This window comes from Sphingobium sp. B12D2B (genome assembly GCF_025961775.1).
Taxonomy (GTDB): domain Bacteria; phylum Pseudomonadota; class Alphaproteobacteria; order Sphingomonadales; family Sphingomonadaceae; genus Sphingobium.
In genome coordinates this window covers 562,501-587,441 of record NZ_JAOQOH010000001.1, presented here as the reverse complement: position 1 = coordinate 587,441, position 24,941 = coordinate 562,501, and the positions used below count along the sequence as shown (strand labels likewise).

At 63.8% G+C, this 24,941-nt stretch carries 25 protein-coding genes and 1 tRNA gene (1 of these 26 running past the window's edge); 16 read left to right on the top strand and 10 right to left on the bottom strand.

All coding sequences use genetic code 11. The features are described from left to right. Positions 1-6: 6 nt before the first annotated feature. Complete coding sequence (locus M2335_RS02910; RefSeq protein ID WP_264593707.1) at positions 7-1,347, top strand: spinster family MFS transporter; 1,341 nt, start codon at positions 7-9, stop codon at positions 1,345-1,347. 396 nt (positions 1,348-1,743) lie between these two features. On the opposite strand, the gene M2335_RS02905 is transcribed toward M2335_RS02910, so the two are convergent. The 6 genes from M2335_RS02905 to M2335_RS02880 all read right to left on the bottom strand — a co-directional run bounded on the left by M2335_RS02905 (position 1,744) and on the right by M2335_RS02880 (position 5,561). Next, on the bottom strand, positions 1,744-2,304 hold the full coding sequence (locus M2335_RS02905) for a fasciclin domain-containing protein (RefSeq protein WP_264593706.1): 561 nt from the start codon (positions 2,302-2,304) through the stop codon (positions 1,744-1,746). An 86-nt stretch (positions 2,305-2,390) separates the two neighbouring features. Further along, on the bottom strand, positions 2,391-3,086 hold the full coding sequence (locus M2335_RS02900; protein ID WP_264593705.1) for an anti-sigma factor domain-containing protein: 696 nt from the start codon (positions 3,084-3,086) through the stop codon (positions 2,391-2,393). 28 nt (positions 3,087-3,114) lie between these two features. Further along, positions 3,115-3,675, bottom strand: a complete 561-nt coding sequence (locus M2335_RS02895; RefSeq protein ID WP_264593704.1) for a sigma-70 family RNA polymerase sigma factor — start codon at positions 3,673-3,675, stop codon at positions 3,115-3,117. Between the two features lie 121 nt (positions 3,676-3,796). After that, complete coding sequence (locus M2335_RS02890; RefSeq protein WP_264593703.1) at positions 3,797-4,330, bottom strand: PEPxxWA-CTERM sorting domain-containing protein; 534 nt, start codon at positions 4,328-4,330, stop codon at positions 3,797-3,799. 506 nt (positions 4,331-4,836) lie between these two features. Further along, positions 4,837-5,031, bottom strand: coding sequence for a helix-turn-helix transcriptional regulator (locus M2335_RS02885; RefSeq protein ID WP_264595346.1), 195 nt, complete (start codon positions 5,029-5,031; stop codon positions 4,837-4,839). Between the two features lie 14 nt (positions 5,032-5,045). Next, positions 5,046-5,561 carry a hypothetical protein gene (locus M2335_RS02880; protein ID WP_264593702.1) on the bottom strand — a complete coding sequence of 172 codons (516 nt, stop codon included), beginning with the start codon at positions 5,559-5,561 and terminating at the stop codon, positions 5,046-5,048. A 500-nt stretch (positions 5,562-6,061) separates the two neighbouring features. On the opposite strand from M2335_RS02880, the gene M2335_RS02875 reads away from it, so the two are divergent. From M2335_RS02875 to M2335_RS02860, 4 genes are all read left to right on the top strand, one after another. Then, positions 6,062-6,310, top strand: coding sequence for a hypothetical protein (locus M2335_RS02875; protein WP_264593701.1), 249 nt, complete (start codon positions 6,062-6,064; stop codon positions 6,308-6,310). Positions 6,311-6,916: 606 nt separating this feature from the next. Beyond that, positions 6,917-7,162, top strand: a complete 246-nt coding sequence (locus M2335_RS02870; protein ID WP_264593700.1) for a DUF3489 domain-containing protein — start codon at positions 6,917-6,919, stop codon at positions 7,160-7,162. Further along, positions 7,159-7,569 carry a DUF2924 domain-containing protein gene (locus M2335_RS02865; protein ID WP_264593699.1) on the top strand — a complete coding sequence of 137 codons (411 nt, stop codon included), beginning with the start codon at positions 7,159-7,161 and terminating at the stop codon, positions 7,567-7,569. The genes M2335_RS02870 and M2335_RS02865 overlap by 4 nt, the downstream gene beginning before the upstream one ends. Beyond that, complete coding sequence (locus tag M2335_RS02860) at positions 7,562-9,232, top strand: recombinase family protein (RefSeq protein ID WP_264593698.1); 1,671 nt, start codon at positions 7,562-7,564, stop codon at positions 9,230-9,232. Before M2335_RS02865 ends, M2335_RS02860 begins: the two co-directional genes overlap by 8 nt. Positions 9,233-9,422: 190 nt before the next feature. Here the strand turns inward: M2335_RS02860 and M2335_RS02855 are convergent. After that, positions 9,423-9,509 (bottom strand) — tRNA-Leu (locus M2335_RS02855). Positions 9,510-9,925: 416 nt separating this feature from the next. On the opposite strand from M2335_RS02855, the gene M2335_RS02850 reads away from it, so the two are divergent. Then, positions 9,926-11,305, top strand: coding sequence for an MATE family efflux transporter (locus tag M2335_RS02850; protein WP_264593697.1), 1,380 nt, complete (start codon positions 9,926-9,928; stop codon positions 11,303-11,305). On the opposite strand, the gene M2335_RS02845 is transcribed toward M2335_RS02850, so the two are convergent. Then, on the bottom strand, positions 11,280-12,095 hold the full coding sequence (locus tag M2335_RS02845; RefSeq protein WP_264593696.1) for a zinc-ribbon domain-containing protein: 816 nt from the start codon (positions 12,093-12,095) through the stop codon (positions 11,280-11,282). The two genes, M2335_RS02850 and M2335_RS02845, sit on opposite strands and share 26 nt — an antisense overlap. Positions 12,096-12,314: 219 nt before the next feature. Here M2335_RS02845 and ftsE point away from each other — a divergent pair, with 219 nt between their 5' ends. From ftsE to M2335_RS02795, 10 genes are all read left to right on the top strand, one after another. After that, positions 12,315-13,052, top strand: coding sequence for a cell division ATP-binding protein FtsE (ftsE, locus tag M2335_RS02840; RefSeq protein WP_264593695.1), 738 nt, complete (start codon positions 12,315-12,317; stop codon positions 13,050-13,052). Between the two features lie 3 nt (positions 13,053-13,055). Next, on the top strand, positions 13,056-13,970 hold the full coding sequence (locus tag M2335_RS02835) for a cell division protein FtsX (protein WP_264593694.1): 915 nt from the start codon (positions 13,056-13,058) through the stop codon (positions 13,968-13,970). Then, positions 13,967-14,497: a YdcF family protein gene (locus M2335_RS02830; protein WP_264593693.1), complete on the top strand. Its 531-nt coding sequence runs from the start codon at positions 13,967-13,969 to the stop codon at positions 14,495-14,497. Before M2335_RS02835 ends, M2335_RS02830 begins: the two co-directional genes overlap by 4 nt. A 17-nt stretch (positions 14,498-14,514) precedes the next feature. Beyond that, positions 14,515-15,261 carry a lysophospholipid acyltransferase family protein gene (locus M2335_RS02825; RefSeq protein ID WP_264593692.1) on the top strand — a complete coding sequence of 249 codons (747 nt, stop codon included), beginning with the start codon at positions 14,515-14,517 and terminating at the stop codon, positions 15,259-15,261. A gap of 141 nt (positions 15,262-15,402) precedes the next feature. Further along, a complete protein-coding gene (locus M2335_RS02820) occupies positions 15,403-16,206 on the top strand; it encodes a DUF1134 domain-containing protein (protein WP_264593691.1) in 804 nt (267 codons plus the stop codon). A gap of 141 nt (positions 16,207-16,347) precedes the next feature. After that, a complete protein-coding gene (yghU, locus tag M2335_RS02815; RefSeq protein WP_264593690.1) occupies positions 16,348-17,238 on the top strand; it encodes a glutathione-dependent disulfide-bond oxidoreductase in 891 nt (296 codons plus the stop codon). Positions 17,239-17,457: 219 nt separating this feature from the next. Continuing rightward, positions 17,458-20,544 (top strand): response regulator, encoded by a 3,087-nt coding sequence (locus M2335_RS02810; protein WP_264593689.1) that lies wholly within the window; start codon positions 17,458-17,460, stop codon positions 20,542-20,544. Further along, positions 20,541-21,407, top strand: a complete 867-nt coding sequence (locus M2335_RS02805; protein ID WP_264571847.1) for a CheR family methyltransferase — start codon at positions 20,541-20,543, stop codon at positions 21,405-21,407. The genes M2335_RS02810 and M2335_RS02805 overlap by 4 nt, the downstream gene beginning before the upstream one ends. After that, the gene (locus M2335_RS02800; RefSeq protein ID WP_264593688.1) at positions 21,397-23,220 is read left to right on the top strand and encodes a response regulator; all 1,824 of its coding nucleotides are present in this window, start codon (positions 21,397-21,399) and stop codon (positions 23,218-23,220) included. The genes M2335_RS02805 and M2335_RS02800 overlap by 11 nt, the downstream gene beginning before the upstream one ends. Before the next feature lie 209 nt (positions 23,221-23,429). Continuing rightward, the gene (locus tag M2335_RS02795) at positions 23,430-23,753 is read left to right on the top strand and encodes a PspC domain-containing protein (protein ID WP_264593687.1); all 324 of its coding nucleotides are present in this window, start codon (positions 23,430-23,432) and stop codon (positions 23,751-23,753) included. 30 nt (positions 23,754-23,783) lie between these two features. Here the strand turns inward: M2335_RS02795 and M2335_RS02790 are convergent, their stop codons facing one another. Then, a complete protein-coding gene (locus M2335_RS02790) occupies positions 23,784-24,398 on the bottom strand; it encodes an LON peptidase substrate-binding domain-containing protein (RefSeq protein WP_413716098.1) in 615 nt (204 codons plus the stop codon). A 7-nt stretch (positions 24,399-24,405) separates the two neighbouring features. Further along, on the bottom strand, positions 24,406-24,941 hold the 3' portion of the coding sequence (locus M2335_RS02785) for a tetratricopeptide repeat protein (protein WP_181558439.1). Its footprint extends 376 nt past the window's final position; only the last 536 of its 912 coding nucleotides appear in the window; its start codon lies beyond the right edge, outside the window; its stop codon occupies positions 24,406-24,408.

Sequence of the window (24,941 nt, the reverse complement as noted above, 5' to 3'; positions counted from 1 at the left end):
GACAAGATGGACGATAAAGAAACGCAGGCAGCAGAGCATTCGCCCTATCCATACTGGATGATGTTCATCCTTCTGCTGGTCGCGCTGTCCTGTTTCATCGACCGGGTGATCGTCGCCGCGCTCGGCCCGGCCATCAAGGCCGACCTCGGCATCAGCGATGCACAGTTCGGCCTGTTGACGGGTCTGGCCTTTGCTTTGCTTTACACGACTGCAGGTATCCCGGTGGCCCGCTTGGCCGATCAGGGCAGGCGGGTGACGTTACTCGCCGTCGCGACGACCATCTGGTCGCTCATGACGATGGCAAGCGCTTACGCGGCCAGCTACTGGCACCTGCTCCTGTTGCGGCTGGGCGTTGGCATCGGAGAGGCGGCCGCCAGTCCCTGCACGGTGTCCATGGTCTCGGACAAATTCCCCCGTAACAAGCGGGCGACTGCGCTTGCCGTGGTGGCGCTCGGGGCTTCGTTCGGTTCGCTCATCGGCGGATTTGGCGGCGGCTGGCTTGGCGAGACCGTGGGGTGGCGGCACACCTTCCTGATCGTCGGAGCTCCCGGCCTGCTGCTCGCGCTCCTCATCCTGACCGTCAAAGAGCCCATCCGTGGCCGTTTTGACGACCCTGCCAGCATGGCGCGGGAAATGCCCAGCTTTGTGGCGATGCTGGGCATTTTGCGGGCAAAGCGCACATTCCTGCATCTCGGCATGGCCTGCGGTCTCAACAGCTTTGTTAACTTCGGCATTCTGCTCTTCCTGCCGATGTATTTCGGGCGGGCCTATGAGATGAGCATGACGCAGGCCGGCCTGCTGTTCGGCATCGTCACCGCCATTTCAAATGGCACCGGCACGTTGCTGGGTGGCATGGGAGCCGACTGGGCAGGCAAGCGGGACGAGCGCTGGTACGCCTGGTTGCCCGCGCTCTGCCTTCTGTGCGCAGCGCCGCTCTACATGATCGGGCTGTCGATGCCGAACTGGCAGACTGCCATGCCTCTGGTGGTGATCGGCGCGACGCTCGCCTTCACCTATTACGCGCCCACCTTCGGCGCGATCCAGAACATGGTGGAGCCGCGTATGCGCGGGACCGCGTCGGCGATCATCATATTCTTCCAGAATCTGGTCGGAATGGGGATTGGCCCCCTATTCGTGGGATTTCTCAGCGACACCTTTGCCGCCCGGGCTTATGCTGGCAATTATGCGGCAGAATGCCACGGCGCAGTAGGGCAGGCCGCTATCGATTGCGCGGCGGCCGGAACCGTCGGCATCCGCTATGGGATGATCATCTGTGCGTCCTTCGCCATTTGGGCTGGCTTTCATTACTGGAGAGCATCGCGCACGCTCAAAAACGACGTTATCTGACGCTTGTTGTGCTGCCTAGGTTCAAAGAAGGACGGCGACATGCGCCGCCAAAGAGGTCATTCGGCTCCCCTTCTAGTCTGTCTGAAAGCCGACATTCGTTCATGTGCTGGAGCCTGGACAATTTTGATGCGGGCTCGGTTAATTACCGAGCCCGCACCGAGGCCAGGGTATGTCCGCCCCCATCAGATGTTTGCGGGACAGATGTGGCACCAGTCCCGCCGCATTCTGCGTGGTTGAGGTGGCATTTCGACCACTCCAGCAATCGCTTTTAGCGCGCCCTAAATCCGGCTCGGGCATCAGATGCGCACGATGATCACGCAACAGCTGGCGTAGGTCTTCGCGGAAGGTGACTGCCCACAGAAGGGCCACCAGAAGGCCAATCGGCGCTGATAGGCCTCACGGCATCAGAACTTTGTCGACGACATGGATGACGCCATTGGACTGGTTGACGTCTGCAATGGTGATGCGGGCCTTGCCGCCTTTCGTATCTGTCACCCACCAGGCACCCTTAGGGTCCTGAGAGAGGGTGATGTTCTCCCCCTCGACGGTTTTAAACACCGCTTTTCCGCCGTGCCTCTTCGCCATGGACGCGATTTCCTTGGCGTTATGCCTGCCTGGCACAACATGATAGGTCAGCACCTTGGTCAGTGTCGCCTTGTTCTCGGGCTTTAGTAGATTGTCGACGGTGCCGGCAGGGAGCTTGGCGAAGGCGGCATTCGTGGGTGCGAACACCGTGAACGGGCCTTTGCCGTTGAGTGTGTCAACGAGGCCCGCGGCCTTGACGGCGGCGACGAGGGTCGTGTGATCCTTCGAGTTGACCGCGTTGTCGACGATGGTCTTGGTCGGATACATTGCCGCCCCGCCGACTATTGGATTGGTTGCTGCGACGGCAAGCGTACCTATCGACGTCAAGGCAAGGATGCTAGCGATCCGCAGGGCTGTGCTGGATTTACGCATGAAGACATGTCCTCTCTCAAACTCCCGTCCCCGATGGTGGAGACGGGACATTTACGAGAGGATGGCGGCCACGGATGCAGTCGGGCTCAGATTATGTTGATCGAGCCGGTGGCCACAGGGGCAGAGCTTGGCGCCTTGTGCGGGACGCCCTCACTCTTTTCGAGCGTGATGGCGAGTGTGGCGCCGTCTTTCAACAAGGGACGCAACTGCGGTGCGACGATGATGCGCTTTGAACCCGTCGCTGAGACGAGGCCGAGCGAGCGTGGTACATTGTCGGTCGGGATAATCCAAAGCTCGGGCGAGAGCGGGCTTGACGGCATCTTGAGCGTTCGAATGCTGAGCTCGCCGCTGCTCGTGTCGTAATTGACGGCGAATTGGTGCGCGTCCTCACCCGTGCCCAGCTGTGCGATGGCGGGCTGGCCAACACGGGCGACCTGAGTTTGGGTCCGTACGGGGGGTGGCGCAGGACGGACCAGCGGGAATATTGCTAGGCAAGCGGCGATGGCGCCCATTGAGAATGTACCGAAGCGCCAAGCCGCCAATTTGCGCCGGATTGCTTCGGGCTGGCTTGATCTTGCCGCTCCGCCGGTCTGCAGCCGCTTCTCGATCGCGTGCCAGAGATTTGGCGCTTCGGTGTCTTCATAGTCGTCGAGCAGCGGCTCGAAGCGCGCCTGCCAAGCGAGCACATCGGACCGGAACGCCGGATCGGACACCTGCAGTCGAAGCGCGATGGCGCGTTCGTCCCCGTCGAGGATGCCGAGCGCCAGTTCTGCGGCGAGCATGTCGCGCTCTTCCGGAGTGAGCGCTGCGTCAGCCATCGCCGATGCACTCCTTGAGCTGCGCGAGCCCGCGGCGGATCCAGCTCTTCATCGTGCCGAGTGGGACATTCATGCGATGAGAGAGCTGCACATAGGTGAGACCGCCGAAGAAGGCCGCGCGGATCGCTTCGGCTGGATTACCGCCGAGTTCCTCCAGACAATGGACGATGCGGGCCTGGCTCTGCGCCTCTTCGATCTGTTGCGGGGCGCTGGCGCGCGTATCGGCAATCGTGCCGGCGTCATCGATGACGATGATCATCCGACGATTCGCACGACACCAGTCTATCGCCCCATTGCGCGCAATGGCGCACAGCCATGTGATCGGGCTTGCCTTGGCCGGATCGAAACGTCCGGCGCGCTGCCATATCTTGAGGTAGGTTTCCTGCACGATATCCGCAGCAATGTCTCGATCCTGGCAGATACGGAGGCAGACGCCGAATAGTTTCGCACTGGTCATTTCATAAACCTGCCGCAGCGCAGCTGGATCGGCACGCGCCACTTGAGCCAGTGCTGCCACCAGCTTCTCGCGGTTACGATCGGCGGCCTCGGTCATATCGTTCGGCGGTTTTCCCAGAGCGCGGGAGCATAGCGGCCTGTCAGGTTATGCATAGGGAATTCATATTGCAGCCGGCCGGACGCACCGGTGAGGCAGCGTCCGACCAACCGCGGCATGTTCAGGCCGTGAGTGCCACGAGATATGGCCGGCGCGTGCGTAATGCTGTACCTACAAGTGCAAAGCCGACAATGAACAGTGCCCAGCTGACCGGTTCGGGGACTGGTGCCACTGCGCTGGAACTGGCGGTCACGAAAGACGAGCTACCAGGCGAGAAGGTGTTCACCCGGTAGATGCCGTTGCTGCTCTGGTTGAAGAAAGTGACCGTATTCTGGTTGTTGCTGCCGGTGGTCCTGAATGTGACGCCGGTGCCATCAAGAAAACTTGGGCCGGTTGTGAAGTAATTGCCGTAGCTGCCGGTCGGAGCGATGATGTCGAAGCCGTTCACCTGGCCGGTGATGCTGGTGACGGCGTAGGCCGTCTGCCCCCCGACGATCATCGGGGTGTCAGACGTTGTGAAAACTCCGCTGCCGGTCACCGAACCACCGAATAGGGGAGTGCTTGTCGTGAAGTTGAACATATACTGCGCGGCGTGAGCCGGCAGGCTAAATGAAAGCGCCGCAATCGCGATGAGCCCGCTTGCCTTTTTGAACATTAATCGTCTCCCACATTTCTCTTCATGCAGGCGACAGAAATGTGCCCGCGCGCGAGATACGGGCGGGGAGCTCAAGTGGACGCAGGCGTGGTAAAATAAGTGTTAATGACGCTCGTTCCCCTGGCACCTGCTTCCGAGCTTCGCAAATCGCCCTAAAATGGGACATTAGACGGCCCGAAGCTTCTCGTTGAAAGCCGCCGCTCGTTCATCCGGCTGCTGGGGTACAACGACCCGACCAGCACTGGGACTTTGCGGCCGTTCCAGAAGACTGCAAGGAGCGACAGCTCTCGTCAAAACTCAATATTTAACTGGCCAGGATGCCACTTCCATGTGGAGTGCACCGGCTGATCCGCGTGGCATCGCCGGGATCTCTGACAGTTAAATGGTGGGGGCTGTTGTTGAAAGGATTTCGAGAGCACGCCGGCACTCACCCTGCTACTTGGCTCAACGATCTTGAAATTGGACGTTTGGTGGACAGCAGAACCTGACGGACTGGCCTTTGGGGGCTAGTCATCTCGCAGGAATACATCTTCGACTTTTAGCGCGAAGGCGTCTCCGATACGAAAGGCGAGCGGCAACGACGGATCGAATTTTCCGTTTTCAATCGCATTTATCGAGTTGCGGGAAACGCCGACCTTTTCTGCAAGCTCGGCCTGGCTCCAGCCCTTTTCTGCCCGGAGAACGCGAATCCGATTCCTCATCAAACGACCCTGGATTACCGCTTCCTCGACCACCAGACCGCGCTCATAATCAATGTTCCGATGGATTGTAGCAACACGACCCCACACAATCCCAAAGTCATTGCGAGCACGACAATCTTTTCGCCAACAGCCGGGCGCGGAACGCTCATGAAGTTCCAGACGAAGGAAGCCGCCATGTTCTGGAAGATGGGCACCATCAAAAGCAGTATGAACGCGACCGTACCAACCCACATGCCCCACTTCACGGAGAAACCGATACTCGCCCGCTCCACCTCATCAGCCTTGCGCTGCCAATGATGCGTTATGAATGTGGCATAGGCCAAGGCGTATCCGGGGCCAGCTACGGCTATCAAACCAAGAGTTTTGGCGTCGTGCGTTCTGAGCCAAAGCCCGGTGGCCAACAGAACGATCGGTGCGATGGCCAGTGGGAGGGCGGCAAGAGCAAGCCACACTTTTATGCGGTTAGTGGTCATCGGCGCGTTTCCAGCCATGACAAGCATCCTTTTCGTAATGACAAGGAAACCTGTCATACTGTATCAGTGGCGTCAAGCCGTGATGTTGACTGAGGCGGTAAGAACTACGGTCACGTTGCCGGAAGGCTGTTTAGAAACCACCGTATACCTCTCGCGCAAGCGCTGCCCCTCGAGACAGACCTTGCGCGGGAGCCCGGAACGCTGGGCTTGCCGAATGGGCATCCGAAAACCCACCTCGAAATCTATGTTGCAACAATGGGCGTGACGGTTGATTCAACTTTCCGGCAGACGAACGTCCAGTTTGCCTCAGCGACGGCTGCTTTCGTTGGGAGCGGTCGCCCGCGAGCTCTATCAGGAACGGCGTATGTTGGTGGGGCGTCGCTAGTCCGGAAGAAATTGACGCCGGTCTACAGCCGCCCAGCTCAGGACATTCAACGCTCTGCCTCGCCCGTGGTGAAAATCTGCGAAGCGCTTTCGCCGTCGATGAATCCAGCCCGCTTGGTCAGCGCAAGCTCCGCAATGCGCTAGAGCATTACGACGAGTATCTGGACGAGTTTTTGCTTCAACGTCGCGTCGGGCATTTTTTCCCTTCGCCAATCGTCGTTCACCATGAGCTGGCCGATGACGCGTTGGGCAATATTTTCAAGCTGGTCGATCCCGACAACGGAATCTGCGTCATTCTCGGTGAAAAGTACGAGTTCGCTCTGATTCGTGATGAGGTGAGGCGCATCCTCGGAATTGCCACCACCATGGACAGTGGCGGCTCTCGGTTGCGGCCCTATCGGCGAACATCGGGGCAGTGTTAACACCGCGCCAACGACTGCTCTCCGCGTTGCGTGTCGCAAAGCTGTCAGTCCGCAACCGGCCAGCTTCTGACGTTCCCAGATGCCGGTCGGGCGAACGTTGAACGTTGGCTTCTTAACAAGAGGCGCCGTTCGACACGCCGCACGCGAACGGCAGCAAAGTCCGATTAAACGGACATTGGATTGGCGGGCTGAACGAACGTCGACTTGCAGCCTGGACAGGTTTAAAAGCGGACAGTTCGGACCGTCCCCATTAGCCGACGTTCAGCAGCGCGCGTGAAGGAAGGGCAGCTTGCGGCCACTGGCGCCCTGCATCTGCCTTTCCAGACCGTCCCCAATACGGAAATCGCCAGCCGTGTTCGCGGAGCTATAAATGAACGGCCGCTTCCCGGTTTTCCTACGTAGAAGACGCGTGTCGAAACTGTCTGACCTTAACCCCCTCGATATCCAGCTTTGCCAGGCGTGCACTTTCCAGTCGACTTCGCCCACGAACCGAGCATTGCTATTCGCAGAGCCGGAAAAGCCTGCGGCCTAGCCCTGGAGGATGTGATTCCCGGGGCCTTGGGTGGTGGGAGCAGCACGTCGCTGCTCACAACCAGGAGACCACCCATGACCGAGGCTAATACTGATAAGCTTATTCCGCTCGCCTCTAAGATAGCGCAGGTCATTTCGATTCTGCAGCGCACTCAAAGCGCCAGCCTCGAAGAGATGATCCAGCTGACGAGCTGGCAGCCCAACACCACCCGGGCTGCGCTGACCGGCCTGCGTAAGAAACGATATGAAATCGCTCGCACGTCGGTCGATGGTATCACTCGTTACACAATCATCGGTCGCTCGGAGCCCGAGGAGCAATGAGCAAGCTCGACAAGGAGCTTGCTGCCCCGCCCTCGCTCGACGCCGCTCAACTGCGCGAACGATGGCAACAGCTGTCCAAGATGGACCCGCCTAACGTGCCAGTCGCTCTGCTCAGGCGGCTGGTGGCACAGGTCGCCCAGGAACGACGCCTGGGTGGTTTGCCAGTGTTGGTTGCACGGGAGCTGACGAGAGCAGCGGCCTCTTCCGGTGCTGCTACTCGTTCAAAGCCCCCTGCCCCTGTGCTGGCGCCGGGTACACGCTTGATCCGTGAGTGGAACGGCCAGACCATCGTGGTCGAGGTCCAAGAGAAGGCATTCGTCTGGCAGGAGCGCCCCTATCGCTCGCTCAGCGAGATCGCCAAATTGGTGACCGGTGCACACTGGTCCGGCCTGAAGCGGGGTGGCTGAGAAGCGCCTGCGCTGCGCGGTCTATACCCGCAAGTCGACCGAGGACGGGCTCGATCAGGAGTTCAACAGCCTCGACGCGCAATATGAAGCATGCGCTGCCTATGCGCTGAGTCAGCGTCACGAAGGCTGGACGCTGGTTCCGGACCGGTATGACGATGGCGGGTTCTCGGGTGGCAATATGCAGCGCCCCGGCCTCAAGCGGCTGCTGGCCGACATCGCGGCTGGTAAGGTCGACATCATCCTGGTGTACAAGATCGATCGTTTGACCCGCAGCCTTGCCGACTTTGCCAAGATCGTGGATGTGCTCGATACCGCAAAGGCCAGCTTTGTCTCGATCACCCAGTCGTTCAACACCACGACCAGCATGGGGCGGCTTACGCTCAACATGCTGCTCTCGTTCGCGCAGTTTGAGCGCGAGGTCACCGGCGAACGCATTCGTGACAAGATCGCAGCGTCGAAGCGCAAAGGGCTTTGGATGGGTGGCCCAGTACCGATGGGATATGCGGTCGATGATCGCAAGCTCGTTGCTCACCTGGGGGAGGCAGAGTTAGTCCGGCATATCATGCAACGCTATCTCGAGCTGAGCTCGGTTGTCCAACTTGCAGAAGAGTTGAATGCGCAAGGATATCGCACCAAGGTCCAGCGCCGCACTAGCGGTCCTCATCGCGGCGGCTGCATCTTCCGCCGTGGCACCTTGTTCCACATGCTCTCCAACCGCATTTATATAGGAGAGCTCTCGCACAAGGGAGCATGGTTCGATGGTGAGCATGAGGCGATTGTCCCGACCTCGCTCTGGGAAGCCGTTCAGGAGAAGCTGAAGGCCAACGCTTCGGGCAGCTCGCGACGAATCAGGGCGATCCAGCCGAGCCTGCTCATTGGCCTCCTATTCGATGGTGAAGGTCGCGCTATGACCAGCAGCCACGCGACCAAGCCGGGCAAGCGTTATCGCTATTATGTTACCCGGCCGGACCTGATCGACGGGACACCGGCCTGGCGGGTCGGCGCCCACGATCTTGAGAAGTTGATCCTGGGTCAGCTATCGACGCATCTCATGGACCGTCACGCGGTCATGGCGTTGGCTGGCGAGGTCTCAGCGGACGTGCTTGATCGCGCGCTAAAGACCGCAGCGCTTAAAGCGAGCGCGATCACCAGTGGGTCCAACGCCGACAAGCTACCGATCCTCGCCGCGATCGATCGGATCATGATGCGCGAAGACCGCATCGAGCTGTTGATCCATCAAAACCGCTTCGCGGCGCTGCTCGGCCTCGATCAGTCGAGCGAACGAGAAGCATTAGAGCTGATCCTCCCGGTGCTGAAGGTGCGGCGAGGACATCAGCTGCGTCTCATTATTCCAGGCCCGGAAATGCTCCGCCCCACCAAAGCCAATCGAGACGAGAAGCTGGTCACGCTGCTGGCTGAAGCACATTGGGCACGCCAGCTCATCCTCGGTAGTCCGGATCGATCCATCGCTGCCATCGCGTCCGAGCAGGGACGCTGTCGCACGCGGCTCGGAAAGCTGGTCGCCCTCTCCTGCCTAGCACCTAATATCGTCACGGCTGTTCTCGAAGGTCGGCAGCCGGCCAACTTCACCGTGCGTTCGCTCACCAGCACCGATCTTCCACTCGACTGGGCTGATCAGCGCCGCGCGCTCGGGTTCACCTGAACCCACACCCCACTGCAGTCAGAAAGTCAGGGCCAGAGACGGCCCTGATTTGTTGCACCCGGAAAATGCAGAGTTTGCGCGTCTCTGACCGCACCTTTGCGTGATCATCGCACTCAGAGTCGCAGAACTGCGCGACAAATGGGGCCAGGCTGCTAGCCTGCCCGATTCTACTGGTTTTTCATGGACTGTATGGTGCGGTCGAGAAGACTCGAACTTCCACGGGCTTTCGCCCACAACGACCTCAACGTTGCGCGTCTACCAGTTCCGCCACGACCGCACATCAGGGAGGTGGGAGCCGATGGCCCCCGGGTAGGCGGCGGCCTTTAGCAAAGGGATTCGGGGCATGCAACCGTCCTTCGCACTTCATCGTGATATAGCGTGAAACGCGGCGTGGGATTGGGCTGTTGGCTTGACTTGCACGCCCCTGCAGGCGATCCAGCAGGGCGCTGACGTGCCCAATGCACGCGCTTTTATCACGATTTTCGCAGTCCTTGTGTCGCGGGCGCTAAAAGCCCGACCATGGCTGCGCCGGAAGGACCGATCCGATGCCACGCGGCTGTGCTGACTATGCGTTTCGTCACTTCGATACTCCGCAGCCTGCGCCGCGCGAATCAGTATGCCCCACGCGTGCGCGGAGTGCATAACTTCCGGTCCCGCTCGCTCTTTCCCCTCCTCTCCTGATCAAGCAGCTTCATGTCCGACACTGACACCATCCTTCCACCCCGCCACACCGGCCTGCTGAGCGAGGCCCGCCGCATCGCGTGGCTAGCCTGGCCGATCGTGCTGACCAATCTCAACTGGACGATCATGCACCTCGTCGATGTCGCGGTGGTGGGCTATGCCGGCACCGGCGAACTGGGCGCTCTGGCAGCCGGCCGGGTGGTGATGTTCGTCATCCTGATGCTGCTGCTGGCCGGCATGTCCGGCGTGATCGTCTTCGCCAGCCGCGCCGATGGCGGCGGGGATCTGGCACGCACCGGGGCGCTATGGCGGGAAGCGGTGCTGACCGGGCTGTTGCTCGGCGTGCCCAGCGCCATCGTCATCGCCCTGTTCGCCCGCCCCCTGCTGGCGCTGACCGGCGTCGCCGATGCACTGGTCGATCCCGGCGCCTATGTGCTGGCCGCAATGATGCTGGGGCTGCCCGGCCAAATGCTCTCCATCGGCTGCGCCTATTTTCTGGAAGGGGTGAGCGCGCCGCGCCGGGTGCTGATCGTCAACCTCGCCACCCTGCCGGTCAATGCCGTGCTGACCTGGGCCATGGCGCTCGGGCATCTCGGTTTCCCGGCGATGGGCGCGTTCGGCGCCGCGCTGGCGACATCGCTGACCTCGCTGGGCGGCGGCCTGGCCATGGCCTATATGGCGTGGACGCTGCCAAGCGCGCGCGAGCGCGGATTGCGCCGTCTCGACCTGGCGGCCTGGCGCAGCGCGCTGAGCGGCATCGGCGCGATCGTCCGCTTCGGCGCCATGCCCGGCATTGGCGCCGCCATGGAAGTGCTCGGCTTCTCCTATCTCATGATCCTCTCCACGCAGATGGGCGAGATCGTGGCCGGCGGCTTTCAGGTGATGCTCTCGCTGCATAATCTCGGCTTTGCGCTGGCGCTGGGGCTGGGTTCTGCCGCGGGCGTGCGGGTCGGCAATGCGGTGGGCGCGGGCGAGCCATGGGAAGCGCGCAGCCGCACCATGATCGCGTGCGGCCTCTCCATCCTGTTCATGGGTGCGGTGGTGCTTGCCTATCTGCTCTTCGGCCGGCCGATCGTTGCTGGGCTGACCGCGCAACCCGCCGTGGCGCGGGAAGCGCTGGTCATGCTGCTCATTCTGGCACCGTTCATCCTGTGCGACGGCATCCAGGCGATCTTCGTCGCCGCGCTGCGATCACTGGGCGACCAGGTGGTGGCCAGCATCAATGGCATCATCGCCTTCTTCGGCGTGATGGGCGTGATGGGCTGGTACGGCCATGCGCAGGGCTGGGGATCGGCGGGACTGGCGTTCGCCGCGGCGCTCGGCATGGCGGCGGCGATGGTGCTGCAGGCAGCGCGCTTCTGGCAGGTCAGCCGGCGTTATCGGCGAACCTGAGTTCCAGGTTGCGCGCGTTCTTGGGGATGTCCAGCCGGCTCTCGGACACGCGCGCTTCCTCATTGGGCTTGAGCGTCGACTTGTCCGCCTTGGTCATCCAGCTGAACACCAGCCGGCCCTGATCGTCGCGCAGTTCGACCACCACCGGCGGAACGGTCTGTTCCTGGTCGCTATCGTTGAGGATGCGGGCGCTGAACGCGAAATATTCCTCGCCGGTCGGCAGGTTGCGGCGCTCGGGAGGCTTGGGCAGGTAGAAATTGAGGCCGGAGGTCGCAGGCGCTCCGCCAAAGCCGAGCGCAACGGCCCAGTTGGGCGGGCCGAAATAAGCGAGCGCACCGCCGGCAAGGCTCACGGCGACGAAGAAGGCGAGCGCCGCAGCCGTCCAGAGCCTGGCGGGATTGCGACGCGGACGGGTGGGCGCCTCGGCTGGCTCGTCGGGATAATGGACGAACTCCTGCGCCGGCGCGGCAGCAGGCGGCGGATCGATCGGGTCGTGACGCGGTTCAGCCGGGGGCGCTGCGGCGGCGGTTTCCTCAGTGCCGACCGCGACCGGCGCCACAGGAGCATGCGCTTCTGCACTCTCGACGGGTGCGGATGCGGGGGCCTCATGCGGCGCAAGGCCGGCGTCCGCCGTAGCATCGGCCATCGCCGGCTCGGGGCGCTCCACTGGCGCGCCCTCCTGAAACCAGCTGTGGCGGCAAGACGCGCACCGGACCTGACGGCCCGCAGCACCAATCGCGCTATCGGGCACAACATAGCGTGTGGCGCATTGAGGGCAGACGAGGATCATCGCGCTCCATAAACACCGGTTTCCCGCAGAGGGCAAGCGGGCGTTTGAACGTGGCCGGGGATATCCCCACAGCGACGGACGACAGGGCCCGCGGGACGCGCGCGAGGCCGGCGCACCATCCGCCACCTTGCCCGCAATGGGGGCCTGTGCCATGCACGGCGCGGCAGATCATCGGCGGGCGTGGCCGCGCGCCAATAATGGGGACATGCAATCGCGGCGATGGCTAGAATAGTCCAGTTCGAGAATGTCGGGCTGCGGTACGGGCCCGGCCCGGAGACGCTGTCCGACCTCAGCTTTTCGCTCGACGAAGGGGCCTTCTATTTCCTCACGGGCGCGTCCGGCGCGGGCAAAACCTCGCTGCTCAAGCTGCTCTATCTTGCCCAGCGCCCCAGCCGCGGCGCGATCCGGCTGTTCGATGCCGATATCGTCACCTTGCCCCGCGCCCGTCTGCCGAGTTTCCGCCGCCGCATCGGCGTGGTGTTTCAGGATTTCCGGCTGGTCTCGCACCTCTCGGCCTTCGATAATGTCGCGCTGCCGCTGCGCATCGCCGGCGTGAACGAAGACCAGATCCGTCCGCCCGTGGAGGAGATGCTGCATTGGGTCGGCCTGTCCGACCGCGCCCATGCCTTGCCCGCCACCCTCTCGGGCGGAGAGCAGCAGCGCGTCGCCATTGCACGCGCCGTGATCGGCCGGCCGGAACTGCTGGTGGCCGACGAGCCGACCGGCAATGTGGACCGGGACATGGCGACCCGGCTCATCACCCTGTTTGAGGCGCTCAACAAGCTCGGCACCACCATCGTCGTCGCCACGCACGACACTGCCCTGCTCGGCAAGGTCTCCGGCGCGCGGACCATGCGGCTGGAGGGTGGACGCATGGCGCCGATCGAGGGGCAGGATGGCGTCAGCGCGTTATCCTCCCCCTATCGCCCCGCGCCCCATCAGCCGGGGCCAGCCTGAGCCATGGCGCGCAATCCGCTCGAAGGCATGAGCCGCCCTTATCGCCCTGGCCCGCTGCTGCCGCAGGGCCGGCTGACCGGTCCGATGCCGTGGGTGATCGCGATCATGATGTTCCTGACCGTGCTGGCAACCGCCGCCGGCCTCGCCCTCAATCAAGGCGCGCGGGCGCTGGTGGATGAGGTCTCCGGCCGCGTGACCGTGCAGGTGGCCGAGGCCGATCCGCGGGCGCGCGGCGAGGCGGTGCGCCGCATCGTGGGCCTGCTCGATCGAGCCGAGGATGTCGGCACCGTGCATGTCGTGCCGGAGAGTGAACTGGCGGCGCAACTCGCGCCCTGGCTCGGCAACGACCTCAAGCTGGCTGACGTGCCGCTGCCGGCGCTGATCGATGCCGAGCTGCTGACCCCGGAGAGCGCGCGGACCGAGCGCCTCGCTGTGCTCGACAAGGCAGTGAAAGAGATCAACGCCCATGCCCGCGTCGAGCCGCATGGCGATTATCTCTCGTCCCTCGCCCAGCTTGTCTGGTCCATCGGCCTCGTCGCCTTCGCCGTGGTCGCGCTGATGGCCTTTGCGACCGGCGCCGTGGTCGTGCTGGCCGCGCGAGGCGCGCACGCCACCCATCGCGGCACCATCGACATCATGCACATGCTGGGCGCCACCGATGCGCAGGTGGTGCGCCTGTTCCAGCGGCGGATGATGCTCGATGCGCTGTTCGGCGGCGTGGTGGGCTATGCGGCGGCGACGCTCGTCATCATCCTTGTCGGCCGCTCGATGGCGGCCGTGGCGTCCGATCTCATGAGCAGCGCCTCGCTGCCCGGCATCGCGTGGATCATCTTCCCGCTGCTGCCGGTGGCGGGCGTGGGCGTCGCGTCGCTATCGGCGCGCCTCACCTTGCGGCGAGCGCTGGAGCGCTCCTTGTGATCCGGCGGTTTCTCTCGATCATCCTGCTAATCTGGGCGTTCGGCTTTGCCTGGTTCGCCCTGCTGCTGCCCCAGCCGCAGGACGATGAAAAGACCGACGCCATCGTCGTGCTCACCGGTTCGGCAGGACGCATCGAGCGCGGGCTGGCCCTCCTCCGCCGCGACCAGAGCCGCCATCTGCTGGTCTCGGGCGTGGACCGGGACGTGCGGCGCGGCGAATTTGCTGCGCTCTACAGGGTTTCGCCGACGCTGATGAGCTGCTGCATCACCTTGGGTCGTGAGGCGATCGACACCCGCTCCAATGCCATCGAGACGGCGCAATGGCTGCGCCGCAACCGTTACACCTCCGTGCGGATTGTCACCACCGACTGGCACATGCGCCGCGCGCAATATGAACTCTCGCGCCAGATCGATCCTTCGGTCCGCATCGTGCCGGACGCCGTGCGGTCTCACCCGAGCCTGACCGTGCTGTTCCGCGAATATCACAAATTCGCCCTGCGGCGGATTGCCGGTCTCCTCGGCATTTGAGCGGGAACGGACAGCCTATGCCGCCCCTGTCCCCGCTCGGCACGCTGGTCACGGCGCTGCGCTCGGCGCTGTTTTCGGTGCTGTTCTACGGCATGACCGTCTTCCTGCTGCTCGCCTGCCTGAGCGTGATGCCGTTCGGGGCGCGCAAGGTCGTGCCGCTCGCGGCGGTGTGGTCGCGCATTCACCGGTTTCTGGCGCGCTGGGTGCTTGGCCAGAAGATCGTCGTGGAGGGCGCCTTCCCGGACGAACCGGTGTTCATTGTCTCCAAGCATGAATCGATGTTCGAGACGCTGGACGCCGTGATCCTCTTCCATCGCCCGGTGATCGCCGCCAAGCGCGAGTTGGGGGACATCCCGGTCTGGGGCGCGGTGGCGCGCGCTTATGGGCTGATGATCGTCGATCGGGCAGGCGGTGCCAGCGCGCTGCGCGGCATCCGTGCCGAAGCGCGCTCCGCCTTTGCCGAGGGCCGCCCCGTGCTGCTCTACCCGGAAGGGACGCGCGTGCCGCATGGCGAGCGTGCCCCGCTCAAGGCTGGCTTTGCCGGGCTCTATACCATGCTCGGCGTGCCCGTGCTGCCGGTGGCGCTGGATACGGGCCGGCTTTCCCCTCGCAACAGTTTCCTGAAGCGCTCCGGCGTCATCACCTACCGGCTGGCGCCGCTCATTCCGCCCGGCCTGCCTCGCGCGGAAGCGGAACGCCAGCTGTTCGAGGCGATCAACAGCCTCAATGGACCAGCGGCCGAGCGGGAAATCGATTCGGTTTGACGCGAAATCGATTCGACTCACCGTTCGTTCATTGTCGTTTCATCCGGGCGAACGGATAGCTAAGCTCGAGCGGGGGTCTGATCGTGCCAGCGATATTGCGGCACGACCGCTGGCCGATCTGCGATTGCGGGAGACATTTGAATGAACCGGACGAGAGCACCGATCCAGCCTCTCATCACTTGGGCGATCGGGCTGGTGGCCAGCGCGGCACTGGTGGCGGCGCCTGCCGCGGCCCAGATCAACACGGTTGATCCCAACACGCAGATCGACGCAGATCTCGCGCCCGGCGCGCCGGCGAACCAGACGCCGCTGCCATCCGAGCCTGCGCCGTCCTACCCGCCAGCCGATCCGGTCTATAACGATCCGGCAACCAGCCCGCCTCCCGCGCCCCCGGCGAGCACCACGGCCCAGACCGCGACCACACCGGCCGAGGCCGCCGGCGTGCCCGAGAATGCCGCCGCAAACACCTACAAGAAGGACGATCTGATCGGCGCGGCCGAGGGCGTCTTCGGCAAGGGCGCCGAAGGGCTCGCCGGCATCATCGAGAACATCCTCAAGGATCAGGGCGAGCCGATCGCCTACATCGCCGGGCGCGAGGCCTCGGGTGCCATTGGCATCGGCCTGCGCTACGGATCGGGTACGCTGTTCCACAAGATCGAGGGCCAACGCGACGTCTACTGGACCGGCCCGTCCATCGGCTTCGACCTCGGCGGCAATGCCGCGAAGACCTTCGTGCTTGTCTACAATCTCTATGACAGCCAGGAGCTCTACAAGCGCTTCCCGGCCGGCGAGGGCGCCGCCTATCTCGTCGGCGGTTTCAACGCGAGCTACATGCGCTGGGGTGATATCGTGCTCATCCCCATCCGGCTGGGCGTCGGCTATCGGTTGGGCGTCAACGCCGGCTACATGAAGTTCAGCGAAAAGCGCAACTGGCTGCCCTTCTGAGCATCCACGCGAGCGGCGCTCGACCGATCGGGTAAAGCGCCGCTTTGCGCGGGCAGAGACAAACTCATCCCACGCAGCGCTGGTCTGTGCGCGCGCAGGCGCTAGATTGGCGGCATAACACCGCGCACAGGAGACAAGACCATGGCCGACAGCGACCCCGCCAACAATCTGCCCGCCGGATATGTTCCGCCCAAGGTGTGGCGCAACGAGACGGAGAATGGCGGGCAGTTCGCCAGCATCAATGCGCCGACGGCGGGCGCGCGGCAGGACATCACCCTGCCCATCGGCGAACATCCGCTCCAACTCTATTCGCTGGGCACACCCAATGGCCAGAAGGTCACGGTGATGCTGGAGGAGCTGCTGGCCGCGGGCTATGACGCGGAATATGATGCCTGGCTGATCAAGATCTACACCGGCGAGCAGTTCGGCAGCGATTTCGTGAAGATCAACCCGAACAGCAAGATTCCGGCGATGATGGATTACAGTCAGAACCCGCCGCTGCGCCTGTTCGAGAGCGGATCGATGCTGGTCTATCTGGCCGAGAAGTTCGGCGCCTTCCTGCCGACCGACCTGCGCAAGCGCACCGAGACGTTCAACTGGCTGATGTGGCAGATGGGCTCCGCGCCGTTCGTCGGCGGCGGCTTCGGGCACTTCTATGCCTATGCGCCGATCAAGATCGAATATGCCATCGACCGCTACGCCATGGAAACCAAGCGTCAGCTCGACGTGCTCGACAAGCAATTGGCCGACAATGAATTCATCATCGGCGACGAGATCACCATCGCCGATTTCGCGATCCTGCCCTGGTATGGATCGATGATGCGCAGTGCCTATGATGCGCAGGAGTTCCTCTCGGTCCATGAGTATCGCAATGTCGACCGCTGGGTGACGCAGCTCCATGCCCGCAAGGGTGTGAGCCGCGGCCTGCTCGTCAATGCTGCAGGACGCCCGGGCGGCGGCATTGCCGAGCGACACAGCGCCAAGGATCTCGACGACGCCATCGCCGCAGCGGCGGAAAGCGCGCCCGCATGAGGCGGCTTTAAACGCACAACGCGCATGGCCGGGTCAGCCAGGCCCGGCCATGCGCATCATCCTGCCTGTCCGGATTCCCCGGTTATCAAGGCGCCGAACAGCCCCGCCGAGAAATTTCTTCACGCATTTAAACGGTGCGGGAACCAAAATGCCTGATTGGCGTTCCCCTCGGGGGTCTGAGCTATCTGCCCTTTTGGCATCTGAAAGGGCGGGCATTAAGTGCTTCATAATAATCGCGAAGTGTTTCTCTATGCCGCCATCGCCTTTCTTCTGGCGATCCCGTTCGCCGGAGACCTGATCTTTCCCCTCGGTACCGCTGTCTGGGTCATCTACCTCCTCCCTACCGTTCTCGCCTTCCTGGCGTCTGCTCCCCTCGCGCCGCTCGTCACCGCGTCGCTGGCGACGCTGTTGACGATCATGGGCTTCTTCTTCGCGCGCGATGGGGTCGATCCGAACATCGCCATCGTCAACCGCGTCATCGGCGCCTCCGTGAACTGGCTGCTGGCTGCCGTTGGCGTCATGTTCATCCGCAGCAAGCTGGAAATCGCCCGGCAGGATTGGCTGCAGGCCGGGCAGGTCGGGCTTGGAAATGCCGTTGCTGGCGACCTGTCGATCGAAGAGGTCTCCCAGCGGGCCTTGCGCTACCTGGCCGAATATCTCGGCGCGCAAGCGGCTGCCCTGTTCGTGCGCGAGCAAGCGAGCTTTCAGCGCCGTGCCGTCTATGGCGTTCCGCAGGACGCCCCCATTCCGCAAGAGATCACGCCAGACGATGGGTTGCTCGGTCAGGCCGTACGCGACAAGCGCAGCTTTCTGCTGACCGAGGTGCCGGAAAATTATCTCTATTACGGCTCGGCGTTCGGCCGGGCGGTCCCGCAGCAGATTCTGGTCGCGCCCGCGCGCGCCGATGGCGAAGTCAACGCCGTGATCGAACTGGGATTGACCGGCAAGACCACGCAAGATGCCGAAGCTTTCATGACGCGGATCGCCGCGCAGCTTGGCGTCTCGATCCGCTCAGCAGCCTATCGGTCGCAGCTTCAGGCGCTGTTGGAGGAAACCCAGCATCAGGCCGAGGAACTGCAGGCGCAGGGCGAAGAGCTGCAAGCCAATAATGAGGAGCTGGAAGCGCAGAGCCAGCGGCTGCTGGAATCCCAGGCGCGGCTGGAAGCGCAGCAGGCCGAGCTGGAGGAGAGCAACGCCTCGCTGGAAAATCAGGCCCATGAGCTTGAGGCCCAGCGCGACGAGCTGGAACAGGCCCAGGCCTCGCTTGAGGAGCAGACCGCCGAGCTTGAGAAGGCCAGCCGCTACAAGTCCGAATTCCTCGCCAACATGTCTCACGAGCTGCGCACGCCGCTCAATTCGCTGCTCATCATGGCGCGGCTGCTCGGGGAGAACCGCGCCGGCAATCTCTCGGCCGATCAGGTCAAGCACGCCCGCACGATCGAATCCTCCGGCAATGATCTGCTGGCGCTGATCAACGACATTCTCGACATCTCGAAGATCGAGGCGGGCAAGGTGGAGCTGGACATCCGCCCGGCCAAGCTCTCGACCATGTTCGAGCGCCTGAGCGCGACCTTTTCCGCAGGCGCGACCTCGAAGGGGCTTGCGCTGCGGACAGAAATCGACCCCGGCCTGCCAGCCGACATCCGCACCGACGCCCAGCGCGTCGAGCAGGTGCTTAAGAACTTCCTCTCCAACGCGATCAAGTTCACCGCCGCCGGTGAGATCACGCTGCGGGCATCGGCCGCGCCGGGCGGCGGGGTCGCGCTGAGCGTGCGGGATACCGGCATCGGCATCCCGGCAGAGAAGCTCGGCATCATTTTCGATGCCTTCCGTCAGGCGGACGGGACGGTCAGCCGCAAATATGGCGGCACCGGCCTTGGCCTGTCGATTTCTCGCGAACTGGCCGGGCTGCTCGGCGGCTCGGTCGGCGTCGAGAGCGCCGCCGGCGAAGGCAGCGTGTTCACGCTGACGCTGCCGCTCGAGCTGGAGCCATCCGCGCTCGATCAGGGCCGCTCGCAATCCCGCCCTGCCCTGCCGGAACCCGCGCGTGGGCCGGCGATGCCAGCCTTGCCGCGCCAGTCGCCGGTGGCGGATGATCGCGAGGTGCTTTCCGGCGATTCCCGCTTGATCCTGGTGGTTGAGGATGATGCGCGTTTTGCGGAAATCCTCGCCGACCTCTCGCACGAACTCGGTTTCCAGTGCCTCGTCGCGGGAACGGCGGACGAAGGCGTCTTGCTGGCCCGGCAATATCTGCCCCACGCCATCATCCTCGACATGAACCTGCCCGACCACACTGGCCTCTCCGTGCTCGACCGGTTGAAGCGCGACGTGCGCACGCGGCACATCCCGGTGCATATCGTTTCGGTGAGCGAGGATGCACAGGCGGCGCTGGCCAATGGCGCCGTGGGCTATCTGCTCAAGCCGGTGCGGCGCGAGCAACTGGTCGACATGCTCGAAGCGCTGGAGACGCGCATTTCGCAGCGCGTGCGCCGGGTGCTGGTGGTGGAGGACGATGCCCGCCAGGCCGAGAGCATCGGCCTGCTCTTGGGCTCGCGCGATGTCGAGACGGTGGCCGCACACAGCGCGGCCGAATGCCTCGACCAGCTGGGCACGACCAGCTTCGACTGCATGGTGCTGGACCTCAATCTCCCCGATACGCCGGGCCTCGATCTGCTCGAACGGCTGAGCGAGGATGAGACGATCGGCTTCCCGCCGGTGATCGTCTATACGGGCCGCGACATCTCCCCCGAGGAAGAGCTGCGCCTGCGCCGCTACTCCAAGTCGATCATCGTCAAGGGCGCAAAGTCACCCGAGCGGCTGCTCGATGAGGTGACCTTATTCCTGCACCAAGTCGTTTCCGAACTGCCCGAGGCGCAGAAGGAGATGGTCGTCCGCTCGCTCAACCGGGATGTCGCGCTGGACGGCAAAACCATCCTCGTGGTCGAGGACGACATTCGCAATGTCTATGCACTGACCAGCATTTTCGAGCCGCATGGCACCACCATCCGCATCGCCCGCAACGGCCGGGAAGCGCTCGACGCGCTGGACCAGTCCGCAAAGGGCGAGGCGCCGATGGTCGATCTGGTGCTGATGGACGTGATGATGCCGGAGATGGATGGCCTGACCGCCACCCGCCACATCCGCGGGCAGAACCAGTGGCGCAACCTGCCGATCATCGCCCTGACCGCCAAGGCCATGGACCGCGACCAGCAGGAATGTCTGGCAGCGGGCGCCAATGATTATCTCTCCAAGCCGCTCGACGTGGACAAGCTATTGTCGCTGGTGCGCGTGTGGATGCCGCGATGACCCCCGAAGCCGAGCTTGCCCCGCTGGACGTGCTGGAAGCCGATCTGCTCATCGAGGCGATCTGGCGGCATTATCATTATGACTTCCGCGGATACTCGCGCAATTCGCTCCACCGCCGCCTGCTGCGTGCCCAGCCGCATCTTGGCTGCGAGAGCTTCTCCCAGATGCAGCATATCGTGCTGCGCAGCCCCGCCGCCTTTGGCGAGCTGATGCGCTACCTGACCATCCAGGTGAGCGAGATGTTCCGCGATCCCGATTATTTTCGGGCCCTGCGCGAGCAGGTGATCCCGCATCTGCGGACCTACCCCTCGATCAAGGTCTGGATCGCCGGCTGCGCCAATGGCGAGGAATTCTATTCCATGGCCATCCTGTTCCGGGAAGAAGGGCTGGAGGAACGCACGATCTTCTACTGCACGGACATCAGCCCCGGCGCCCTCAACAATGCGCAGAGCGGCGTCTACGAGCAGAGCCGCATCGCGAAGTTCACCGAGAACCACCGGCTGTCCGGCGGGCATACATCCCTCTCCGATTATTATACCGCAGCCTATGGCGGCGTGGTGTTCGACAAGTCGCTGCGGTCGCGCGCGGTGTTCGCCGAGCACAGCCTTGCGACGGATCAGGTGTTCGCCGAGGCGCATCTGATTTCCAGCCGCAACGTGCTCATCTATTTCGACCGCGACCTGCAGGACCGCGCGATCGATCTCTTCGCCAATTCGCTGGTGCGCGGCGGCTATCTCGGCCTAGGCTCGCGTGAGACGCTGCGCTTCTCGCGGACGTCAGGCTGCTTTGATGACTTCGTGCCTCAGGAAAAAATCTATCGCCGCAACCTCGTCCCGTCACAGGAGCCCGGCCATGTCGCCTGATCCGGTCCGCATCCTCATCGTCGATGACGTGGTGGAAAATCTCGAAGCGCTCGAAGCGCTGCTGGCTCATGACGGCGTGGAAACGGCCCGCGCCGGTTCGGGCGCCGAGGCGCTGGAGCTGTTGCTGGTGAACGAGTTCGCCCTTGCCCTGCTCGATGTGCAGATGCCGGGCATGGACGGGTTCGAACTGGCCGAGCTGATGCGCGGCACCGAGCGGACCCGCCGGATCCCGATCATCTTCCTCACCGCCGTCGCAACCGACGAGACGCGGCGCTTCCGCGGCTATGAAGCCGGCGCCGTCGACTATCTGCTCAAGCCGATCGATTCGCTCGTTCTGCGCAGCAAGGTGGAGGTGTTTGTCGAGCTGCACCGGCATCGGCAGGCACTGGCGCGCCATGGCGATGAATTGAGCCGCGCACTGGGCCGGCTGCAGGCGCACCGCGACAATAGCCCGCTCGCCATCGTGGAGTTCGATGACAGCGAGCGGATCGTCGGCTGGTCGAAGGGCGCCGAGCGCATGTTCGGCTGGAGCGAGCGGGAAATGCTGGGCGGCGACCTCGCCACGACAGCCTGGAGCGATGCCGATGGCACTGCCCCCCTGCACAGCCTGTTCGCGGACTTCCGCGCCGGCGTGAAACAGCGCGACATGCTGAGCCTCGTGCTGCACAGCCGCCAGGGGACGGACATCGACACGGAATGCTATTGTTCCGCGGTCCATGGCGCCGGCGGGCGGCTGCTCTCGGTGGAAGTACAGATTCTCGACGTCACCGAGCGCCGGCGGGCCGAAAAAACCCAGCGGCTTCTGGTGGGCGAGCTCAACCACCGGGTGAAGAACACCATGGCCTCCGTGCAGGCCATCGCCTCGCAAACATTGCGCCATTCGGCCGATCCCGCCGATTTCGCGCCGACCTTTATTGGTCGCATCCATGCGCTGAGCAAGGCGCATTCGCTGCTGAGCGAAGCGACATGGAAAGCCGCGAGCCTGCGCGAGCTGATCCACGGCCAGTTCGATATGGGCGTGGTCGGTCCCGACCGCCTCTCCGCGTCCGGGCCCGACGTGGACCTGGAGCCCGAGCCGTCCCTGCATCTCTCCATGGTCCTGCACGAACTGGTGACCAACGCCCTCAAATATGGCGCGCTATCCACCGCAGAAGGCCACGTCGCGCTGAACTGGACGCTGGAGGATGAGCAACTGCATCTGGAATGGGTGGAGCGTGGCGGGCCGCCCGTCTCGCCGCCATCGCGCACCGGTTTCGGCAGCATGTTGATCGAGCGCAGCCTGCGCAGCGAGGGCGGGGCTTCCACCGCCACGTACGAGCCGGAAGGCCTGCGCTGGACCCTGACCCTGCCCTGTGCCGTCGTGAGGAAGTCTGCCCCCGCCGCGATCCCACGGACGGCGCCCCAGCCCGTCCTCCAGGTTACCACCGAAGGCTCGCTGGACGGCAAGTCCGTGCTCGTCGTGGAGGACGAGCCTCTGGTCGCGCTGGATATCCTGACTGTGCTGGGCGAGAGCGGCGCGCAGGTCATCGGGCCGGTCACCACGCATGACCAGGCACTGGAGCAGGCCCGGACCGGCCAGTTCGACCTCGTGCTGCTGGATGGCAATCTGCAGGGCGAGACGGTCGAGGACATCGCAGCGCTGCTGCAGGCCCGCGCCATCCCGTTCCTGATGGTCAGCGGCTATGGTGCGGCGCAATTGCCGGACCTGCTCGCGCGCCAACCGATCGTGACCAAGCCGTTCAGCGCGGAGGAATTGCTCCGGGCTGCACGATCCCTGCTCGCGCCCAGCCCCGCCATGGATATCGCGGTCTAGCGCCGCGATCAAAGGAATGCCTCGGGACGTGGGCAAGGTTAGTGAAATCTCCCACACGTCGGGAAAATTTTCATACCTTTCTGCCATGTCCGTTCCGCTGACGTTCAGCGAAATGGCGTAAAAGCAGCCCCAGCCACAAATTGGCACGACACATGCTTTGGAGAGGACAGCGGGTCGAACGGATCGGCCCGCCTTCAAGGAGCCAACCGATGTCCGCCTCACACCCCTCGATGCTCGCACGCCCCGATACGCTGCTGGGAATCTGCCAGGCCATTGGCGAGGATCTCGGCATCAACCCGACCTGGGTGCGCGCGGCGCTTGCCTGTGGTGCCTTCTTCAATCTCGCTGCAACGGTTGGCATTTATCTTGGCGTCGGGCTTGTCGTCGCCGTCAGCCGCTGGCTGTTCCCTGCACCCTCGCGCCCAATCGCAGATGTCGTGGTGGTCGACGCAGAAGCCGCCCACGCCGAGCTGGCTGCAGAGCCCATCGATCAGGGCACCCACGCGCCACAGCCCCTGCCCCTAGCCGCCTGACCCCATTGGGCTCCCGCGCCTGCCTGACGATCAGTGCAGGCGTTGGCTCCCTTGGCCATCGCCCCGCCGCGCGAATTGCATGAGCTGGATGATCAGTTCGTTGCGGTCACTTAGCGCATCGGCTTCGAGCAGGGCCTGTTTGGCCGCCGGATCGAAGGGCGCGATCTGAGCGATGGCATTCACCAGCATTTCGTCGTCCAGCGTCTCGACCGCATCCCACTCGACCTCATAGCCAAGCGACGCCGCGAACGCCCGGGCCTCATCCTCCAGCGCCGCGCGCTCGCTGGGCGCCAGCACGCCGGGTTCATCCTCGACGCCTTCGATGATCTCGACTTCCACCTGACGGAAGGCGGTCGGCACATCCAGCTCCCGCTGCACGCGAAAGCGCGCCTCCCCGGCCAGGATGATGTTGAAGCGCCCGTCATCCAGCGCCTCGATCTCGGTAATCCGCCCCATGCAGCCGATGGAGAAGAGCGGCGCCGGCTCGCCCGGTCCGCTCGGCTGGATCATGCCGATGCGCTGGTCCTTGGCCATCGCCTCCGAGACCATCGCCCGATAGCGCGGCTCGAAGATGTGCAGCGGCAGGTGCATGCGCGGGAACAGCAGCGCCCCGCCCAGCGGGAAGATGGCCAGCCTGCGCTGCATCACAGCCTCAGGCGAAGAGAATTTGCGAAAGGCGACGGCGCTGGCCGGCAACCCAGGGATCTTCCAGCCCGACCACCTCGAAGAGCTGGAGCAGCTGCGTCCGCGCCTTGCCATCCTCCCAACTGCGGTCGCGCGCGATGCTGGTCAGCAGCGCCTCGGCGGCGGCATCCCGGTCGCCATTGGCCATATGGGCGGCCGACAGCTCGAACAGCGCGTCATGATCGTCCGGATTGGCCTGGATGCGGGCCTGCAGCGGTGCCACGTCCACGCCCGGCGTGGCGGACCGCGCCAGCGCGATGGCCGAGCGTCCGCGCTCGATGGCCTTGTCGTGCGCCAGTGCCTCGGGCAGGCTGGCCACGAGCCCGTCCGCCTCATCGAGATGACCGGCCGCCACCAGGGCGCGGATCTGCCCGCCCAGGGCCTCGGCATTGTCCGGCGCCATCTCGCTAATCTGGGCGAAGATGGCGATCGCCCGCTCCGCATCGCCGCCCGCAAGCACGTCTTCTGCCATGGCCAGCAACGGCGCGATATCCTGCGCACGCT

Coding starts and splice junctions, on each gene's coding strand:
- M2335_RS02790 (WP_413716098.1), bottom strand. CDS start 24,398: ATGCAGCGCAGGCTGGCCATCTTCCCGCTGGGCGGGGCGCTGCTGTTC.
- M2335_RS02870 (WP_264593700.1), top strand. CDS start 6,917: ATGACCGAGGCTAATACTGATAAGCTTATTCCGCTCGCCTCTAAGATA.
- M2335_RS02865 (WP_264593699.1), top strand. CDS start 7,159: ATGAGCAAGCTCGACAAGGAGCTTGCTGCCCCGCCCTCGCTCGACGCC.
- M2335_RS02900 (WP_264593705.1), bottom strand. CDS start 3,086: ATGCTCGCCGCAGAACTGGCGCTCGGCATCCTCGACGGGGACGAACGC.
- M2335_RS02795 (WP_264593687.1), top strand. CDS start 23,430: ATGTCCGCCTCACACCCCTCGATGCTCGCACGCCCCGATACGCTGCTG.
- M2335_RS02880 (WP_264593702.1), bottom strand. CDS start 5,561: ATGACAGGTTTCCTTGTCATTACGAAAAGGATGCTTGTCATGGCTGGA.
- ftsE (WP_264593695.1), top strand. CDS start 12,315: ATGGCTAGAATAGTCCAGTTCGAGAATGTCGGGCTGCGGTACGGGCCC.
- M2335_RS02825 (WP_264593692.1), top strand. CDS start 14,515: ATGCCGCCCCTGTCCCCGCTCGGCACGCTGGTCACGGCGCTGCGCTCG.
- M2335_RS02835 (WP_264593694.1), top strand. CDS start 13,056: ATGGCGCGCAATCCGCTCGAAGGCATGAGCCGCCCTTATCGCCCTGGC.
- yghU (WP_264593690.1), top strand. CDS start 16,348: ATGGCCGACAGCGACCCCGCCAACAATCTGCCCGCCGGATATGTTCCG.
- M2335_RS02800 (WP_264593688.1), top strand. CDS start 21,397: ATGTCGCCTGATCCGGTCCGCATCCTCATCGTCGATGACGTGGTGGAA.
- M2335_RS02845 (WP_264593696.1), bottom strand. CDS start 12,095: ATGATCCTCGTCTGCCCTCAATGCGCCACACGCTATGTTGTGCCCGAT.
- M2335_RS02910 (WP_264593707.1), top strand. CDS start 7: ATGGACGATAAAGAAACGCAGGCAGCAGAGCATTCGCCCTATCCATAC.
- M2335_RS02905 (WP_264593706.1), bottom strand. CDS start 2,304: ATGCGTAAATCCAGCACAGCCCTGCGGATCGCTAGCATCCTTGCCTTG.
- M2335_RS02805 (WP_264571847.1), top strand. CDS start 20,541: ATGACCCCCGAAGCCGAGCTTGCCCCGCTGGACGTGCTGGAAGCCGAT.
- M2335_RS02895 (WP_264593704.1), bottom strand. CDS start 3,675: ATGACCGAGGCCGCCGATCGTAACCGCGAGAAGCTGGTGGCAGCACTG.
- M2335_RS02820 (WP_264593691.1), top strand. CDS start 15,403: ATGAACCGGACGAGAGCACCGATCCAGCCTCTCATCACTTGGGCGATC.
- M2335_RS02890 (WP_264593703.1), bottom strand. CDS start 4,330: ATGTTCAAAAAGGCAAGCGGGCTCATCGCGATTGCGGCGCTTTCATTT.
- M2335_RS02850 (WP_264593697.1), top strand. CDS start 9,926: ATGTCCGACACTGACACCATCCTTCCACCCCGCCACACCGGCCTGCTG.
- M2335_RS02885 (WP_264595346.1), bottom strand. CDS start 5,031: ATGAGGAATCGGATTCGCGTTCTCCGGGCAGAAAAGGGCTGGAGCCAG.